Origin of the sequence: Anaerococcoides asporogena, from assembly GCF_029590275.1 — a bacterium.
Lineage (GTDB): Bacteria > Bacillota > Clostridia > Clostridiales > Clostridiaceae > JG1575.
The window spans coordinates 2321420-2338358 of sequence record NZ_CP120965.1 but is presented as its reverse complement, the minus strand read 5'-3'; the positions used below and the strand labels follow the sequence as shown (position 1 = coordinate 2338358).

The following is a 16939-nucleotide window of genomic DNA, read 5'->3' as shown; positions in this document are numbered from 1 at the left end:
CATAAGATGGTGGTGTAATTATGAATAGTGTTAATCAAAAAATAATCAATGCGGTTATAGAAAAGGCAGAGAAAGTTTGTCCTGATTCGTTGGCACTTATCGGGATATATGGCTCGGTTGCTAGAGGGGATGATTATGAAAAATCAGATTTAGATTTGCGCATACTGATTCAGAATAATGAAGGATGGCAGCTGGGCACGGGCTTTATCTTAACGAATAGTAAAGTAGGCTATGACATATATTGTACAAACTGGGATCGACTTAGATATGATGCCGAATGTCATCATGCCCAGCTTTCTAGATTGATGGATTCCAAGATTGTGTACATTAAAAATCAACAAGCTTACGATGAACTATGTAAACTAAGAGAACAGGCAAAACTCTTTTTGACATCTGAGGAGCGCTTCCAAAGGGTGAATGAGTTGATCGACAAAGCTAAAGTATCGTATGCTAATGCTTATTTGCATGAAGAGTTAGGGCAAGTACGCCTTGATGCATTTGGGGTGATTCATTCTCTGATGAATGCAATTATGCTTTTTCATGGAAGCTATTTTAAACGCAGCACAAAAAGTATGCTTGAAGAATTAGCGACCTTGCCTATTGAAGAGTTTTTTGTTGATCATATAAAGAGCGTTGTTGCAAGTAAAGATGTTTTGGAGTTAAGAGCTTTATTAAAGAGTCTTCTTTTATATACGGAGGTTCACTTGAAACAAAAGAAAAATAAAGCAGAGCCTTCCGGAAATCTTATGGGCACCTATGAAGAAATGTATTCAAATTGGAGAAACAAGGAAGAGGAAGCGGCGAAGCAAAATAATGCTTTTTCCTCTTTTATGAATATGTGCAGTTTGCAAAATATGTTGATTGAGATTTCCTCAGAGGTTGCCATAGGAACTTGTAATATCATGGAAGAGTATAATCCAGATTGTTTAGGGGACAACGTTAAACTATTTGATGCATGTTTACAAGAATATGAGAATGTATATGAGACAGCAGGAATAGCGATTAAACATTATCCCAATGTGGATGAGTTTGTCGAAGATTATTTAAATAAATAAGCTCTGTCCGAAACATAGCGCAAACATTCAGTTTGACGTAACGGTAATTACCCATGTAACTAAATGATATCAATATTTATTAAAAAAATACAGATGATTCCTCGTTTCGTGAACCGGGAATCCAGGATGTTAACCTCTGTGGTGTCAATATAACCCGGAGGATATTCGATGAATGGAGAATTTGTCTATGTACAGCAAGATCAAGGACCTGGAGAGAAAAGGGATTCACTGAACGACGGAATGCCCGAATCCTTAGGATCAATAGTAAGATGGTGCTAAATACCGAGCGATGTTCCTGGATGACGATATGGAATATTTCACAACAAATTGCAAGCGCGACGCATTGGACGAGATCAGACCGGTCATCCGCGATTGGCTTCGTTCTATTCGCAGTATGACCTCTGCGCAGGCCCACGACTGGATCTTGGAGAGCTGTCCAGAGCGGGCGACCGCTGAACGTTCGGTCAGCCGTTATGTTCCGTACCTCAGATTGGATTGCGGAAATCCCAAATCAGGTACCGGCAGGGACTACGAAGCAATGGACGAACGGCCAATGGGTCATCCGACGCAACTGGACTTCGGTGTCAAATTTATCGTATTATACAAATTTCGAAAGTAGGTATCTGACCATGTTTATTGCCCTGACTTTATTTTTTGCGACATATGTCCTGATGATAGCCCTACCCAAATACCGTGCGTATGTCGCATTCGCTTCGGCGCTCATTTTCGTCGTTTCAGGCCTGCTGCCGGCACGATTGGCGCTGCAGGCCATCGACTGGAATGTCATCCTCATGATTGCGGGTACGATGGGAATTGTAGATTTGTTCATCGAATCAAAAATGCCTGCTCGGTTGGCGGATCTCATCATCAAGAAAGTCCCGGATATCAAATGGTCCATCATTGCATTGTCCCTTTTTTCAGGAATTGTTTCCGCATTCGTTGACAATGTTGCAACGGTCCTGATTGTTGCACCAGTGGCAGTGACTATCGCGAAGAAACTCAACATCAGCCCCGTTCCGAGTGTGATTGCCATCGCCATCGCTTCCAATCTGGAGGGTGCTGCGACCCTGGTGGGTGATACGACATCGATCCTGCTGGGCAGTTACGTGGACATGGACTTCCTTGACTTTTTCTGGATGCAGGGACGCCCGGGCATGTTCTGGATCGTCCAGCTTGGACTGGGGGCAGCGACCCTTGTCCTCCTGTTTAAGTTCCGCACTTATCGTCAGAAGGTCGACATTGAAAGAATCACACCAGTCGAAGATTTTTTCCCTACTTACTTGCTCATCAGCACAATCGTTCTCCTGATCGTGGCGTCATTTTTCCCAGACAAACCTCATATCACCAATGGCCTGATCTGTATGGGGCTGACATTTGTCGGTGTGATTTATGAGATGATCCATCAAAAACGGACGGATGTATTCTTCCGGACTTTCCTGAGTCTGGACTATTTCACCCTCCTGCTGCTGGCGTCCCTGTTTGTTGTGATCGCAGGCATCAGTGAAGCCGGTGTCATCGATGCGATCGCTGAAAGCTTCGTCAGTATCGGTGGAAATTCAGTTTTCCTGATGTACAGCATGCTCTTGTGGTTCTCCGTTCTCCTGTCCGCCTTTATCGACAACATCCCCTATGTCGCGACCATGCTGCCGGTCGTGAGCAGCATCGCTGTTTTCATGGGTGTCAATCCAAACCTTTACTATTTTGGGCTGCTTGCCGGAGCAACTCTGGGCGGCAATCTGACCCCGATCGGCGCTTCTGCCAACATCATGGCCATCGGGATCCTGCGAAAGAATGGATATGAAGTCAAAAGCAGTGATTTTATGAAAATCAGTGTTCCGTATACTCTGGCTGCCGTCACTGTGGCTTATGTTATTATCTGGCTGCTCTGGGGTATCCGCGCTTGAAGGCAATAAGGAGGATTTCATGATGAGAAAAAGAACGATTATATGCATCAGTCGTCAATATGGCAGTGGAGGGAGGATAACAGGGGAGAGGCTGTCCGAACTGCTCGGAATTCCATGTTACGATAAGGAACTCCTGACACGGACAGCCATGGAACATGGCGTACAGGAAGAAACCATCGCTACCAGTGATGAGAAAGCAGCTACCTGGAAATCGATGGGGTTTCCCAGGGGCATTCGGAATCCTTACAAGATTCCGCTTGAACTCGATTCTCATTATGCCATTAACGACACTGTCTTCCAGATGCTAACTGAGACGATTCAGAATCTGGCCAGGGAAGGGTCGTGCATCATCATTGGGAGGGCAGCAAAGAAAGTGCTGAAGGACGATCCCGATATGATTTCAGTCTTTATCCATGCTGATTTGGAAAGTCGAATCAATAGCATCATGGACCGTGAGCAGGTTGACGAAAAGCATGCCCGACACATGATTCAGGAGATTGACAAAAGGCGCGCAAAGTTTAACAACACGTATCTGAAGGACCAATGGACCGCTTGTACATCCTATGATTTGTCGATTTCAACCTCACGTTTCGGGATTGAAGGGGCTGTCAAGGCTATTATGAGCTTGCTGGAGGCAGACAAGCATTGTCAATCGGATCCCGCGGATGGATAGGCGGCGCCAGGTTACCGCATAGGAGGAACAACCGGCAGGAGCGGTCGGACAGTCGACAGCCTTCATGTTAATGTCGTATACCAAGGTAACCGTGGAAAAGGGGCTCTTGAAAGTCAGGATCGACCATGAGATACCGGATGTTGTCAAAGTCAACCACTACCTGAAAAATATGGAGGATCTCCCGGCTGTGGATGAAGTCTATGCCACCTTCTTCCCGGCGGGAACGCCTGCCCATCGAACAGTCGGTGTTTTTAGCTTTGCCGGGCGATGCTCTAATTGAGATTGTTGCCGTTGCCGGAAACACAGAAGGTACACCTCCCACCGCCTAGCAGCGGCCTCGGAACAGCCATCGGGGTCGACCGCCGGTGAGCTGACCAGCCTTTTGTAACCATAGCTCAAGGCTGAAGTCCCGCATCAAAATTACCGATAAATCCTGGAAACCATTAAGAATACTGGCTTTCAGGATTTATTTTGCTCGAAATATCACTTGCGATGCAGTCGTCTGGTAGGATAAACGCATCATCTGACAAGTGACCATAAACGCAGCAAGAGGTTCATTAGTCCTTGCAGGCCAATGGACCTCTTGCTGCGTTGCATTGATTCTTGGGCGAACTTTCCCGCTAATTTTGAGTTTACTTCCATATCCCTATTTATTATATGTATATGAAAGTTCTAAAGCGTTCTTTAGAACTTTATCATCAAAGGAATTCAGTGACAAGGCCATTTTATTGCGATTGCTCAAATTGGTGAATGCCTGCTGATCAACGGTGGTGTTGTCACCTTCATGGACCGCCAAAACCAGATGCCAGTGCAGCTGGTTTTGGCGTGCTTGTGGAATTCAAGACAATCCGCAGATGATGGTCCATCGCGCAACATCGATACACAGGACCTATGGGAAAAACATCGAGATTTCCCCTTTGTTTCCATGGAAAACTGCTGGATGGTCGGCCTCCCTCGCGTTGGTCTTCAAGCGTTGTACCTACGCTCAGTTATGTTCAGAAGCTGAGCTGTTTGCTGAGGGGCCGGTTTCGATTAGGGATTTCATCTGGAATGATGAAGCTCTTGGCTTCCTTGATGACATATTGATTTTCACCCATTAAAGTATAATTTTGAAGGTGACATAATCACAGCACACATACAAGGTGACATTTTCACAGATCATCAACAAAGATGCCAGTTGCAGTGGTCAGAGCGCAGTCTATCCGTTATACTGGAAAGAACATGTTAACAAAAGAGGTGGAATAATGAGGATCAATCAAGTGGGCATCGTCGGTGCCGGAGCGTTAGGACTGCTCCTTGGAGAACGTCTGGTGAAAACATTGGGGCCGGAAGGAGTTCAGTTCATAGCGGATGAATCGCGGTGCCGGCGTTATGAGCAAACTGGATTTCAGGTCAACGGCCAGGCCCTTCGTATCCCTTGTGTCTCCGCACCCCGGGGCAAGTACCTGGACCTGATCCTGTTTGCAGTAAAAAGCTACGATCTGCCGTCCGCTTTGGAGCTGATCCGACCCTTTGTAGGACCGGAGACCATTCTGATGTCCCTGCTGAACGGCATCAGCAGTGAGGAGATCATCGGCGAGGCGCTGGGGGCGGAGAAAGTGCTTTACACGGTCGGACAGGGAATGGATGCTACCCGGGTGGGTCAAACTCTGAACTATACTGTGCCAGGGTTCTGGCGCTTGGGTGAAGCCGACGGAACTGAGAGTGAACGGTTGCAGGCTGTAGTGGCACTTTATGACCAGGCGGGCATTGCCTTTGAAGTCTGCCCGGATATCCGATATCAGCTTTGGAGCAAGCTCATGCTCAATACGGGAGTGAATCAGACACTGGCTGTTCTGGGCGGATCCTATCGGGTAATTCACGAAAATCAAAACGACTCCCGCCGAATCATGCGTCAGGCAATGGAAGAAGTACGAAAGCTGGCTGCCCTGGAAGGGGTGACAATCCCGGAAGCTGAGATAGACGTCTGGTTCAGGATCGTCGATAGTCTAGGGCCGGATCAACAACCCTCCATGCTTCAGGATGTGGAAGCCGGTCGCCAGACGGAAGTGGAACTGTTTGCCGGAACCATCCGCCGCCTGGGGGCACGCCATGGAGTGGCAACTCCGATTAATGATTGGTTCTATGAGGAAATCCTGAAAAAATCCCCGCCCCACTCGGAAGGATTCGGATCCCGGGGGCTGACAGACTGAAGTACAGAAACGGCCATTCACTAGTGACGGATGGCCTTTTCTGTGCATGACTGCTACCTCAAAGATGTTGTTAGTCCGAGGGTTTTACGCTTTTGGGTTTTCAGATTCACCAAAGTGAAATTGGTATGGGGTGGATCTCCAGTAGTGGAGGCTGAACCACCGTGGGGACCTGGCCAATATATTCGGCGGCGCTTTTCAGGTCGTTGATTCTGTAATGTTCACGACCAGCCCGATAGAGCATCGCTTCTTACACGGTCAAGAATGGTAGCTCCATCGTCACTTATTTGAGCATCGATAGATGATCTCGATAGTATTGGGGCTGTGCTCGCGAATTGTTCTCAGGTATTCTTTCCATTGGACAGATCCTCTTCCTCCATGAAGAGTCGATGGGGAGGTAAGTATCTATCAAATCTCTTCATCGGACGGAACGAGGCAACATGACATTAACACTCAAGGCGTCGTTTTTGAGGAGCTTTAAGACCCAATCCATCCGAAAGCTCTTTGACGTCATGTCACAGGGATCTGGAAATGGCAGGACCCAGCCTTAAGACTTTCTGATCACGACTGCTGAAAATGACATCAATAGAATTTTTATGAGAATCATCAAAAATCTCTGGAGATCATGATGGAAGAGGGTATAATTGAACATTCTATCCTGTTTTCTACGTAATTGACTAATCTGATGGCTGAACCGATCTTAAAGTCCAAAGTCAGGCCTTGATTGCTTATAACAGAGAGGTCATACAACATACTTCGGCATTTCACCAAGATTATCAACATCAAATGATATTTTTCAAGATCAAGCACGCAGGAATTAATGACAGGTTCACTGACGTAGGAAATCCTTTCTCAAAAAAATCGGAGGTGGAGCTCAATTTTTTTTTTTTTCGGAAAGAGTGAATTATTGATTGGAGTACTCAGATTGAGGTAGTGGTAATCAAATCTTGAGGACATAACTCCTGGCGGAACAAAATCAGATTTTCAAACACAACCAGTCGTAGTTATACGCAAACATTACACTTGTCTATGTAAATCTAGAAGCTGGATCTCAACTGCAGTCCCGAATTTTTTCTTACTTTTTATGTTTACTTCAGCCTCTTTTCCAAACAGGATCTTGAATCTTCTGAAGGAGTTCCGGATACCTACCTGTTCGCTGCCTTCGCGGTATTCATCCCGAAGGAGCTCGTCCAGATGAGATAATTCATTGGGGGTCATTCCGATGCCATTGTCGGTGATTTCAATTCTTATTCTTTCTTTCTGCCTAAAACAGGTGACTTGGACGGTTCCCCCTTTTTCTTTGGGAAGAATTCCGTGTTCCAATGCATTTTCGACGAAGGGCTGGAGGGAAAAGAAGGGGATTTCCACACCCAGGGTGGAAGGATCGACTTTGATTTGGTAATTTAGTCTGCCTGAAAAGCGCTGTTTCTGAATGGACAGATAATTGTTGATATACTCCAGCTCAGTGCCCAAGGAGATAGTGGCGTTGCTATCATAGAGACTGTAGCGAAGCATTTTCGAAAATGAATCCACCATGGTTTTTGCCGTGTCATTTTCATTCATGCTGATGAGCCGCGACACGGAGTTCAGCACATTGAACATAAAATGGGGTGTAACTTGTTTCTGCAGGGCATCCAGTTCCGCAAGTTTAATCCGGTGCTCCATTTCAAGCTGCTTTTTTTCATATTCCAGTCGGAATCTTTCCTGTTCAGCCAATCGCTCCTGGAGCTTATTAAACATTACGGTCTGTACAATATAGTTTGCGATGTTCTGTAAGGAGACTGCAGTGGCTTGGATTTCTTCCCGGGTCAGGGTTTTGATCGATTTTAGAAACTCAGAAGTCTCTTTGGTTTTAAGCCATTCAAATTCTTGTCCCACGTTGTCTTTAGGGAATTCGTTCAGATCCGAACAGCGTACCTGACCTGCGGTAATAGCTCCGATGTATTCACCTTCAAAAGTCAGTGGAATTTCAATATTCACCAACCCGGCATGACAGATGTATATGCTGGGTTTCTTACTTTCCAGCGCAATCTCGATGGCCTGTCGATTGGTATTGGCACAGTAGGCGGCACCTTCCGGCGATTTGTTGATTTCCTGGCATAGTCGGGAAAAATTACTGCCTGAACCCAGGTGATTTCCATTCAGATCTACAAAGACCACTCCAAAGCCGGTGGAAAGGGCAAAGGATTCCTGAAACTGGTGAATAAAATCTTCCGTTAGTATATCTTGCAATGTTACGTTCATTTAATCAGTTTCCTTTCGATATTGGGAGGGCCGGTTTCCGGTATATTGCTTAAAGACCCGATTGAAATGAGAGACATTTGGATATCCAGATTCTTTTGCGATCTCGTGGATGGACAGGGTGGAGTGTGTCAAAAGGTTCAGGGCATGCTCCATCCTGAGTCTGCGCAGAAACTCAATAATAGTTATTTTCTGGTCGGAATGAAACCGCCGGGAGATATGATTTGGACTGAAATGGAATTTCTCAGCCAGTTCCTCGAGTGTAATGGCTTCCCGGAAGTGGTCTTTCAGATAATGTTCAATATATCTCGTAAGATTTGATCCGGCCAATGAAGCAGCCTTGGCCTGCAGTTTTATAAAGGCCAGAAAATCACCTACGCTAACCAACAGCTCTGCCTTATTCCGGGCTTTAAGTAATTGATCAAAGTAGCGATTGGCATTTTGGGCAATGGATTCACCGGGGACCATCTGATCCAGCTTTTTCAAAACAGAAAAGAAGGTATTGATGAGAAATAGATGATACTGTTCGACCTTGATGGACGTATAATCCAGGGATTTCAGGAGTGAAGCACAGCCTTCATCCAGTAATTCCAAATCGCAGAGTTTCAGGGCATTCATGATGGCATCCGCCTCTTGGTAAGGGTAAATGCTGAAGTCAGGATTCAGGATTTGCGGCGTGGAAGAGACGAGGGAGGCAGCTTTCAGTTTTCTGATCCCCTGATCCAGAGCCTGAATGATTTCCTGTTCCGTGGAGGGTTTCAGAAGATAGCCATCGAGATCATACTGCAATGCTTTTTTTGCGAAATCAAATTCTGAATAAGCACTGTTCATGACTATTACAGTGTGTTCCGAATGTTTTTTAATAATCCGTGAAGCTTCCAGGCCGTCGATAATGGGAATCTTAATATCCATAATGATGATATCAGGAACAAGGGATTGAGCGCACTCAATGGCTTGTTTCCCGTTCTGTGCTTCTCCGACAACGACATACTCAAACGGATATTTCGATAAAATCTGATTAATATATTTACGTTCAATCTGCTCATCATCCACGATGAGTACGGAATATGCCATGAGATCCATCTCCTTCGTACATTTACTCCTTTATGTTATCACGGAAGTTTTCAGTCCAACTTTGCATTTTTCATCAGATAATTGCCGATTTCCATACAGAACGACAGAAATTCAGAAAATGTCGGTAACCGGTTTCAATGGCATTCATGTTACCATCTATTTGAAAAACTTAGAACTGGAGGAGAATTCATGCGAGTAAACGACCGACACAGATCATTCTATTACGAACTGGACAACGATATGGGTGAGGTTCACATCGTCCCGGAGAAAACAGCGCTTTTAATCATTGACATGCAGAATGTGTTCGTAAAACGCCCGATCATTCAGCAACCCACCGAGATCGATGAGAAGAGAGCAGCAATGTGGGAACCTTTCTACCAGATTATCGATACAGTTACCATTCCTAATAACATCAGAATCCTCAAGGCTTTCCGTGAAAAAGGCATCGAAGTTGCCTATGCCATGATTGAAAGTCAGAAACGCAGCGGCAGTGATCGCTCCCTGGTTCAGAAAGCCACCGGCTTTAATGAACTGCTTCTGCCCAAGGGTTCGGAAGCATCCCGTATCATCCCGGAGCTGGCACCACTGGAAGATGAAATTGTAGTGAAAAAAACAACGGACAGTGCCATCACCGGAACCACACTTCGACTGATGCTTCGGAATATGGGCATTGATTCTGTCGTCGTAACTGGAGTTTTCCTGGATCAGTGTGTATCCGGCACCGTAAGAGCCCTTGCGGACGAAAGTTTCCATGTCTGGCTCATTGAAGATGCAACCCGGGCTGCTACTGATGAAATTCAAAAAAATGAATTGGAAATCCTCAATAACATTTACTGCCACGTGATTAATACCAATGAATTAATGCAAGCAATTGAATACTAGGAGGGATCAGATATGCCGGATCAGAAATTAAAAAGGAATTTATCGTTTGTTTCAATGATCGCCATTGCCTCAGGCGCCGTAATCGGCGGCTGGCTGGCAGAAGCTCCCTACTGCCTGGATTCCCGGCGAATTATAACGGGGAATGCTGGAAATCGTTGATATCACTGGATTAGCAGCATAATTTCTCTTGATTTTGCCTCATAAACACGTTATAATTATAACGTGAGGTGGCGCATGAATATCATCGATGTCAAAAACAAGAAAAACGGAGTTATCTACGTCTACGAATCCATCGACTACTGGGACAAAGAGAAGAAACAGTCTCGAAGTAAGCGTGTTTGTATTGGCAAACGTGATGAACAGGGCAATTTGATCCCTTCCAAACGACTCACTCAACCTCCGGTCTCCACTGTGATTAAACCAGGGCCGACTCCATCTACTTCCACTCGGCATGGTTATTTTGGCGCTACGTATCTGTTTGATGCGATCGGGGAGCAGCTGGGCATCACACAAGACTTGAAGGCATGCTTTCCGCAGATTTATAAGAAGATCCTCTCCGTGGCCTACTATTTGATTTTGGAGGACCGCAACTCCCTTCTTCGTTTCCCGAAATGGGATAGGACCCATTTTCATCCACATGGGGCCTGCATCTCTTCCCAACGAAGCAGTGATCTGTTCTCGATGATTACGGAAGAAGCAAAAGAACGTTTCTTTCGCTTGCAGGGCAAGCGCCGGATGGAAAATGAATATTGGGCCTATGATACCACCAGCATTTCGTCCTATTCAGAGTCTCTCAAACAAGTCAAATATGGGATGAACAAGGATCATGATCCGCTTCCCCAGATTAACCTGGCGCTGCTCTTTGGAGAAGACTCAGGCTTGCCGTTCTACTACAGAAAGCTGGCCGGCAACATCAGCGATATCTCGACCCTGAAGAAATTGCTGGCCGACTTAAAGCAACTTGATTTTGGCAAAGTTAAACTGGTCATGGATCGTGGCTTTTACAGTGAAGCCAACATCAATGCCCTTTATCAGAACAACCTGAAATTCCTGATTGCCACCAAAGTATCCCTGAAGTTTGTGCGAAAAGAATTAGACAAAGTCAGAGACAGCATAAAAACAAGGACCAACTACAACTCAATCTATCAGTTATACAGCCATTCCACCGCCATTGAATGGAACTACTCTCAAACAAGACCCCGCAAAGGCGATGTCATCAAGGATACTCGCCGCATGTATCTGCACATCTATTACAGTAGCGAGAAGGCGTTGGAACATGAGAGCCGCTTCAATCTGATGCTGGATCAGTTGGAGGCTGAGCTTACGAGCGGAAATCGAAAACCAGAGAACGAGAAGCAGTACGCCAAATACTTTGAACTGTCAGATACCCCGGTACGTGGAATCAAGATCATTCCCAAACAGGATGCCATCACTCGAGCTGAAAAGGACTATGGCTTTTTCGCGCTGTTAAGTAACGACATCAAGGATCCCATCATAGCCTTGGAGATTTACCGTAACAAAGATCTGGTCGAGAAGGCGTTTGGGAATCTTAAAGAAAGGCTCAATCTGAGGCGAACTGCAGTCTCATCTGAAAGCTCGCTGGACGGAAAGCTGTTTGTCCAATTCATTGCCCTGATTTTTATGTCCCATTTGAAAAAGACGATGGCCGATAAGGGTCTATTCCAAAACTACACCATGCAGGAGCTACTAGACGAACTTGATGTCATAGAAGCATTTGAAAATCCAGGGAAGGCTCTCCAAGTAGGCGAAGTGACCAAGAAGCAGGAAGGCTTGTATACGAACTTGGGAGTAGACCCGCCATCCACGTTATAATTTTTCGGGAATTTAGGCTACTGGTTTTCCATCACCGGATCGGGAGCAGCCCTGATTTTCCCAATCCTTGCAATTCTGCTGGTACCTGTGGGACTGGCGTTTGCTGAACTGGTGGCTATGCTGCCATACTCCTCTGCGGTGGATATCTGGACCACCAATGCCTTCGGGCATAAGGGAGGCTGGGCCGCCCAGTGGCTAATGTTCCTGGTTCAGGTGGTTGAACCCCCCATGATGGCTTTTATATTCATTACAGCCTTGAATTATTTCATTCCCGTGCCACCCTCCATGATGGTTTGGGTAGCCATCGGAATCGTTGTTTTATGGTATATTCTCTCTAACTTTAACATTGGATTGACAGGCAGTCTTGCTACTATCTTCTTCTTTACTATGGTCATAATCTCACTCATCGTATCAGGTAGCTTCTTCTTCAGTGGCAACTGGTCCGCTGCAAACCTTACGGCAGGCGGAGGGATGTTTCCAAAAGGTTTTAACGGAGTCTTCATTGCTTTCGCAGTTTTTTCATTGAAATTCATCGGCTTTGAAATGACCCCGACTATGATTGAAGAAACGAATTTCCCAGCCCATAAAATGTGGAAGATCATTCTATCAGCCCTTTTTGTTCCGGCGCTGCTGTATTTCTTCGTAGTCATCGCAATGGGCGGGATGGCCCCTTGGCAAGAGCTTTCTGCCATGAATATGCCAGAGCCCGAACTGATTGCTAAATACGGATTGCCAAAAATCCTCGCCATCGCAGCCATAGTATCAGGTATCCTTCATGCCTTGACCACCCTCATGGGCTTTTGGGTATCCTCCGCCAGAGTGCTATATGGAGCCGCTCAGCTGAATCAGCTGCCCCGCGCCTTCATGAAGCTTAATAAGTATGGACAACCCTATTTGGCTAACCTGGTTGTTCTGGCATTCTCAATATTCTTCTGCCTGTTTACAGGAGATAACTGGGTTCAGTACGTCTATGCCGTTTCATGCATTGCAGCCGGACTGGTATATTTTGTCTGCTGTCTGGACGCCATGGTACTGCGTCGGAAGTTCCTTGAATGGGAGAGACCCTACAAGGCACCCGGAGGAAATGCTCTCCTCATCTTGGGTATGGCTGTTTCCGTCTGGATTATCATCGGCTCGATGCTGGAAATGCCCTTCGGCGGATATGTGTCCCTGGCGATCTACTGTCTCATAGGAGTGCTGATCTACTGGTTTATGGCTATTCATCGAAAGAATCATCCCAAAGAGCTTCAGCTTATCACATTAACCCCAAAAGACATCGAGCAGTATTAATTAATAGTGCGGTAATAGTCAAGTCTCAAAATTACATGAACCGGGATGCTTCATAAAATGCAGGCATCCCGGCTTTTCCGTAATACGACTGGGAGCATGTCAGGCAGACTGGTTCGAGGAGGTAAACAGTAAGCTGCTTTGATCAAAAATCAAATAATTGATACTACCGTACCTAGTAATTAGATTGACCGTGTAAATCATATTTTTTTGATTGTTCCAATAGAAAATGGACTATCGAAATTCGACTGGGAATCTCGGTAATCCATATTTCTTCGAAAAATCTATTGACAGACCACCTGGAATGTTTTCTTTCCTAATGAGTGAAAGGTCTGATAAGAGAAATCATGCATTCATGAAGCCAAGGTGAGCTAGTACTGAAACAGTGACCATTTGTTATTTAGCCAGCTCTGTAATTTTAAGGACGGTATTATCAATAGAATTTGTAATACTATCATTCATGATCACTAGCGCTCCCCACTGGTCACCCAAGATTCTATATTCCTTAGTATTTTGTAATCCCAGGAATAACAGAAATTTCTTGCTGGTTTCCAGATTGAATTGGTCTTTCAGACTGTATTTGATAAGTTGTTGACCAACCGACTGGCCGTCCTTTTGGAAAGACGGAACTTCTTTCGAACCGACATTTTTTAACCCAGCTGCTACCCATTGATTTAGCGATGCTTTCGACATGTACTCTGCGACAGTAGTTGTCCCGCCAGCTGCAAATACTTCAACTCTCTTTTCATCATACGTTCCTTTCAAAACATCATCAATAAAAAATTCATAATAGGTAACTACGGAAGGTTCCCCTCCTTCGTTTACTACCATGGATCTGGAGTTCGGTGCAAACTTACCCGTTACCACCAGGGTGCTGTGATTGAATAATTCTTTTGAATGCAGATAAACATAATCATAGTAGCCTGCGATTTCTTTAAATACCACTACTGAAGAAGGCGCCGTAATGAATCCTGTACTTGCAATACCATTATTTGAACACCCAGTGACACCTATAATAAAAAAGCAATTGAAGCTTTTTTTTTCTTTTCATATAATCACTCCCTAAAGTGCCCCCTATTGTCAAGACACGGATTTTGATTTCATCCGAACACCTTGTTCAGGCTGCGTGATGGGTTGATTGGTTCTGGCAGAAAGCATAGGGGGTAAGACCCCCCAGGGATGCATGCGGACGAATGGTGTTGTAGGTGTGGATGTACTTTCTGATCTCTGTGATCATCTCCTTTGGTGTCTCGTACTCCTTGATGTAGAGGTCGTCGTATTTCAGACTGCGGAAGAACCGCTCGGTCCGTACATTATCCAGTGCCTGTCCTTTGCCGTCCATGGAGACCTTAACATCGCAGGAGTCCAGGAGCTTAAGGTAGGCGGGACAGGTGAAGTGGCTCCCCTGATCCGAGTTCATGATCTCAGGCTTTCTCTCGCACAAGGCACGCCTAAGGCAGCGCAGGACAAACTCCTTCTCGAGGCTATAGCTGATCTCATAGTCGACGATCCTGCGGCTGAACCAGTCGATGATGACGAACAGGTACAAGAAGCCTTTCTTGAGGGGAACATAGGTGATGTCGATCCCCCATACCTGGTCGATTCGCTCGATAACCAGGTTCCTCAAAAGGTAGGGCCGGACGTACTGCGCGTGGTATCGTCGGGAGAGGTTCGGGCCAGGATACAGGGCCTGGATGTCCATCAGGCGCATCAGGCGCCGAACCCGCTTACGGTTGATGTCGTGGCCGGAATTGCGCAGATAGTGGGCTATCTTGCGGTAACCCCAGGCCGGGTGCTCCAGATGGATCTTGTCGATGATCGTCATGAGGGTAAGATTCTCTTCTGGTTCCCCGTGGTCTATCCGCTCCTCCTTTGTACGGTAGACGCTGGTCCTGTTAACGTCAAGCAATTCGCACTGACGCTTGACGGTCAGGGTCTCATTTTCTGGGGTTACGAGTTCGGTGCGCTCCTTGTGGTCCAAAGACTTCGTCAGATTTTTTTTTTAGCCAGTCACACTCGATGCTGAGCTGACCGACTTTTTGCTGCAGGACCGCGATCTCTTCCTCTTTTTGGGCGAGCGCCTCTTCCTGATCGGACGGTCCGCTCTGGAAGATCTGGGCTGCCCGTTCCTGGAACTGGCGGTGCCAGCTGCTCAACGTGGCAGGTGCGATTTGATGGATCTGGGCTAGTTCATTGAGCGAGTGCTGTCCGCTTAAGAGCTCCAGCACAACCTTTGCTTTAAAATCAGGGCTATAGATTTTTTTCTTCTTACTCATACTCTCCATTCTATTCGGATGGAACCGGTTTGTCGTGTCTCAATTCCTGGGAGCATTATACCCCTTTGTTTGTAACAGATGTAATTGAATGCTTAATATATTTTGGAAGCTTCACTAAAATACCACGATTCTTTAAAATAATCGTAAGATCATTTCATAAATAATGGGTCAATCACAAAAACTGTGGGATTTTCCCAAGTTGACATGGAGCCTCTGTCGGCGTGGTTCCGCCAGCCTTGCCGCTAGGCTGCATAAATGCTGGGCTAGTCGGCCAGTCAGGCTACCACGTCGACCTCTCCGTGTAAACAGGGAAAATCATAATCCCACATAAAAAGTGATTGAGCCTAAATAATTCAACAAAGAAATGTTGATGGAAGAAAATTAACAAAATGTAATGATTGGTGAAAAATGTAATCCTGATCATCGACACCTTTGCCATTCAGGTGCCTGACCACTGATTACATTTGGTCAACTTTGAGTTGCATAAAATTTCTTGGAGTTAAGAGTTGAGAGGATAACTGGGTTTACGAACGACCTTTTCATGGACGATCAGCAAACGCAGTTTTCCGAGTAGGGGCGGTTGTATAAATGTTTGAAAGCGCTTCTGAATAAGTTGACTTTTGATATTGGGATCCGTTTGGAGTGTATTGCTGTTTGTGTAAAAAGGCTTCTGTTTCAATGAAATTTAGGCAAAACGTTGAATGAAGATGTTGGCTTTAACCATTTGGCTGCGATTGTAACCATTATGTTACTAAATAATAAGTTTAAAAGATTAATATTCAGATAACCGATGAAACAATTATGAAAGAGCATAGTTCATGAAATACCATGTGTTTTAATTAAAGATGAAACAGAACGGACAGCAATCGAACAGAATTTCCTTTGGGTTACAAGATCCACTGGCTGAAAAGGGGAGAAGAATGAAAAGCAGAATACTCGCATCAGGACTAGCCATTGCGATAGTACTCGGGAGTACAGGCTGTGGCATCAATTTTTACTATCCTGGAAAACAAGTCTCCGCCAGTGCTCAGAGTGGGGCTGTGCATCAAACAGAGTCCTTAAGCACTCCGGAATTTCACCCAGCCATGGAGGTTGTTGAAAAATACTTTAAGTATTCGGATGAAAAAAACGAAAAAGGTGTTTTGTCTACTCTCACTGATCGTTGGAACGCTCCTAACATAGTCTGGGAGCTGGGTAATTTGGAGTATATAGATCTCAACTTCATTGAAGAGGAAACGGATCAAAAACAGTACGAGAGTTACTTAAAAAATGGCAGAGGCAGCATCAATGGCACAACCATGGAGAACCTCATAGTGTTTAAGGTAATGTACGAAGTAGAGTATAAGAATGACTACGTAAGTTCTCAAGAGAGTGGAATGTATGAATGGTGGTTCTTCCTAATTAGAAAAGATGAAAACTCCCCGTGGCTCATTGATGATATGGGAGTCTGACAGCCTCCTTCATCTGATGATCTTTCAATCGGGAACCAGGGGATCGAAGAACAGCGGTTGCTGGTATTATTTTC

The 16939-nt window shown here is 45.5% G+C and carries 15 protein-coding genes; 11 read left to right on the top strand and 4 right to left on the bottom strand.

What is annotated here, in order from left to right; genetic code table 11:
• The first annotated feature begins 20 nt into the window (after positions 1–20).
• From P6M73_RS10750 to P6M73_RS10725, 6 genes are all read left to right on the top strand, one after another.
• Positions 21–1055 carry a nucleotidyltransferase domain-containing protein gene (locus tag P6M73_RS10750; RefSeq protein WP_277853057.1) on the top strand — a complete coding sequence of 345 codons (1035 nt, stop codon included), beginning with the start codon at positions 21–23 and terminating at the stop codon, positions 1053–1055.
• Positions 1056–1362: 307 nt separating this feature from the next.
• Positions 1363–1674 carry a hypothetical protein gene (locus P6M73_RS10745; RefSeq protein WP_277853056.1) on the top strand — a complete coding sequence of 104 codons (312 nt, stop codon included), beginning with the start codon at positions 1363–1365 and terminating at the stop codon, positions 1672–1674.
• 10 nt (positions 1675–1684) lie between these two features.
• Positions 1685–2959, top strand: a complete 1275-nt coding sequence (locus P6M73_RS10740; RefSeq protein ID WP_277853055.1) for an ArsB/NhaD family transporter — start codon at positions 1685–1687, stop codon at positions 2957–2959.
• Between the two features lie 19 nt (positions 2960–2978).
• Positions 2979–3632 carry a cytidylate kinase-like family protein gene (locus P6M73_RS10735; protein ID WP_277853054.1) on the top strand — a complete coding sequence of 218 codons (654 nt, stop codon included), beginning with the start codon at positions 2979–2981 and terminating at the stop codon, positions 3630–3632.
• A 64-nt stretch (positions 3633–3696) separates the two neighbouring features.
• Positions 3697–3912 (top strand): RidA family protein, encoded by a 216-nt coding sequence (locus P6M73_RS10730; protein ID WP_277853053.1) that lies wholly within the window; start codon positions 3697–3699, stop codon positions 3910–3912.
• 964 nt (positions 3913–4876) lie between these two features.
• A complete protein-coding gene (locus P6M73_RS10725) occupies positions 4877–5824 on the top strand; it encodes a ketopantoate reductase family protein (protein ID WP_277853052.1) in 948 nt (315 codons plus the stop codon).
• A 1014-nt stretch (positions 5825–6838) separates the two neighbouring features.
• On the opposite strand, the gene P6M73_RS10720 is transcribed toward P6M73_RS10725, so the two are convergent.
• Together P6M73_RS10720 and P6M73_RS10715 are read right to left on the bottom strand one after the other, a co-directional pair.
• Entirely contained in the window at positions 6839–8065 is a 1227-nt protein-coding gene (locus P6M73_RS10720; RefSeq protein WP_277853051.1) for a sensor histidine kinase, read from the bottom strand.
• Positions 8066–9136 (bottom strand): response regulator transcription factor, encoded by a 1071-nt coding sequence (locus tag P6M73_RS10715; protein WP_277853050.1) that lies wholly within the window; start codon positions 9134–9136, stop codon positions 8066–8068.
• Between the two features lie 189 nt (positions 9137–9325).
• On the opposite strand from P6M73_RS10715, the gene P6M73_RS10710 reads away from it, so the two are divergent.
• The 4 genes from P6M73_RS10710 to P6M73_RS10695 all read left to right on the top strand — a co-directional run bounded on the left by P6M73_RS10710 (position 9326) and on the right by P6M73_RS10695 (position 13141).
• The gene (locus P6M73_RS10710; RefSeq protein ID WP_277853049.1) at positions 9326–10018 is read left to right on the top strand and encodes a cysteine hydrolase family protein; all 693 of its coding nucleotides are present in this window, start codon (positions 9326–9328) and stop codon (positions 10016–10018) included.
• Positions 10019–10030: 12 nt separating this feature from the next.
• Complete coding sequence (locus P6M73_RS10705; RefSeq protein WP_277853048.1) at positions 10031–10177, top strand: hypothetical protein; 147 nt, start codon at positions 10031–10033, stop codon at positions 10175–10177.
• A gap of 75 nt (positions 10178–10252) precedes the next feature.
• The gene (locus P6M73_RS10700; protein ID WP_277853047.1) at positions 10253–11851 is read left to right on the top strand and encodes an IS1634 family transposase; all 1599 of its coding nucleotides are present in this window, start codon (positions 10253–10255) and stop codon (positions 11849–11851) included.
• A 30-nt stretch (positions 11852–11881) separates the two neighbouring features.
• Entirely contained in the window at positions 11882–13141 is a 1260-nt protein-coding gene (locus tag P6M73_RS10695; protein WP_277855763.1) for an APC family permease, read from the top strand.
• A gap of 393 nt (positions 13142–13534) precedes the next feature.
• On the opposite strand, the gene P6M73_RS10690 is transcribed toward P6M73_RS10695, so the two are convergent.
• Together P6M73_RS10690 and P6M73_RS10685 are read right to left on the bottom strand one after the other, a co-directional pair.
• Complete coding sequence (locus P6M73_RS10690; protein ID WP_277853046.1) at positions 13535–14083, bottom strand: hypothetical protein; 549 nt, start codon at positions 14081–14083, stop codon at positions 13535–13537.
• A gap of 172 nt (positions 14084–14255) precedes the next feature.
• Positions 14256–15414 (bottom strand): IS3 family transposase gene (locus P6M73_RS10685; protein WP_277853045.1). Its coding sequence is split into 2 segments (ribosomal slippage): positions 14256–15141 and positions 15140–15414, totalling 1161 coding nucleotides; the frame shifts between segments, so codons are not numbered across the junction.
• A gap of 920 nt (positions 15415–16334) precedes the next feature.
• Between P6M73_RS10685 and P6M73_RS10680 the strand changes: the two genes are divergently transcribed.
• Entirely contained in the window at positions 16335–16865 is a 531-nt protein-coding gene (locus tag P6M73_RS10680; RefSeq protein ID WP_277853044.1) for a DUF4829 domain-containing protein, read from the top strand.
• Positions 16866–16939: the final 74 nt, after the last annotated feature.

Bases quoted from the DNA above. Each gene is read 5' to 3' on its own strand.
- P6M73_RS10735 (WP_277853054.1), top strand. From the start codon at position 2,979: ATGATGAGAAAAAGAACGATTATATGCATCAGTCGTCAATATGGCAGT.
- P6M73_RS10725 (WP_277853052.1), top strand. From the start codon at position 4,877: ATGAGGATCAATCAAGTGGGCATCGTCGGTGCCGGAGCGTTAGGACTG.
- P6M73_RS10700 (WP_277853047.1), top strand. From the start codon at position 10,253: ATGAATATCATCGATGTCAAAAACAAGAAAAACGGAGTTATCTACGTC.
- P6M73_RS10710 (WP_277853049.1), top strand. From the start codon at position 9,326: ATGCGAGTAAACGACCGACACAGATCATTCTATTACGAACTGGACAAC.
- P6M73_RS10680 (WP_277853044.1), top strand. From the start codon at position 16,335: ATGAAAAGCAGAATACTCGCATCAGGACTAGCCATTGCGATAGTACTC.
- P6M73_RS10750 (WP_277853057.1), top strand. From the start codon at position 21: ATGAATAGTGTTAATCAAAAAATAATCAATGCGGTTATAGAAAAGGCA.
- P6M73_RS10715 (WP_277853050.1), bottom strand. From the start codon at position 9,136: ATGGCATATTCCGTACTCATCGTGGATGATGAGCAGATTGAACGTAAA.
- P6M73_RS10730 (WP_277853053.1), top strand. From the start codon at position 3,697: ATGTTAATGTCGTATACCAAGGTAACCGTGGAAAAGGGGCTCTTGAAA.
- P6M73_RS10745 (WP_277853056.1), top strand. From the start codon at position 1,363: ATGGAATATTTCACAACAAATTGCAAGCGCGACGCATTGGACGAGATC.
- P6M73_RS10720 (WP_277853051.1), bottom strand. From the start codon at position 8,065: ATGAACGTAACATTGCAAGATATACTAACGGAAGATTTTATTCACCAG.
- P6M73_RS10740 (WP_277853055.1), top strand. From the start codon at position 1,685: ATGTTTATTGCCCTGACTTTATTTTTTGCGACATATGTCCTGATGATA.
- P6M73_RS10705 (WP_277853048.1), top strand. From the start codon at position 10,031: ATGCCGGATCAGAAATTAAAAAGGAATTTATCGTTTGTTTCAATGATC.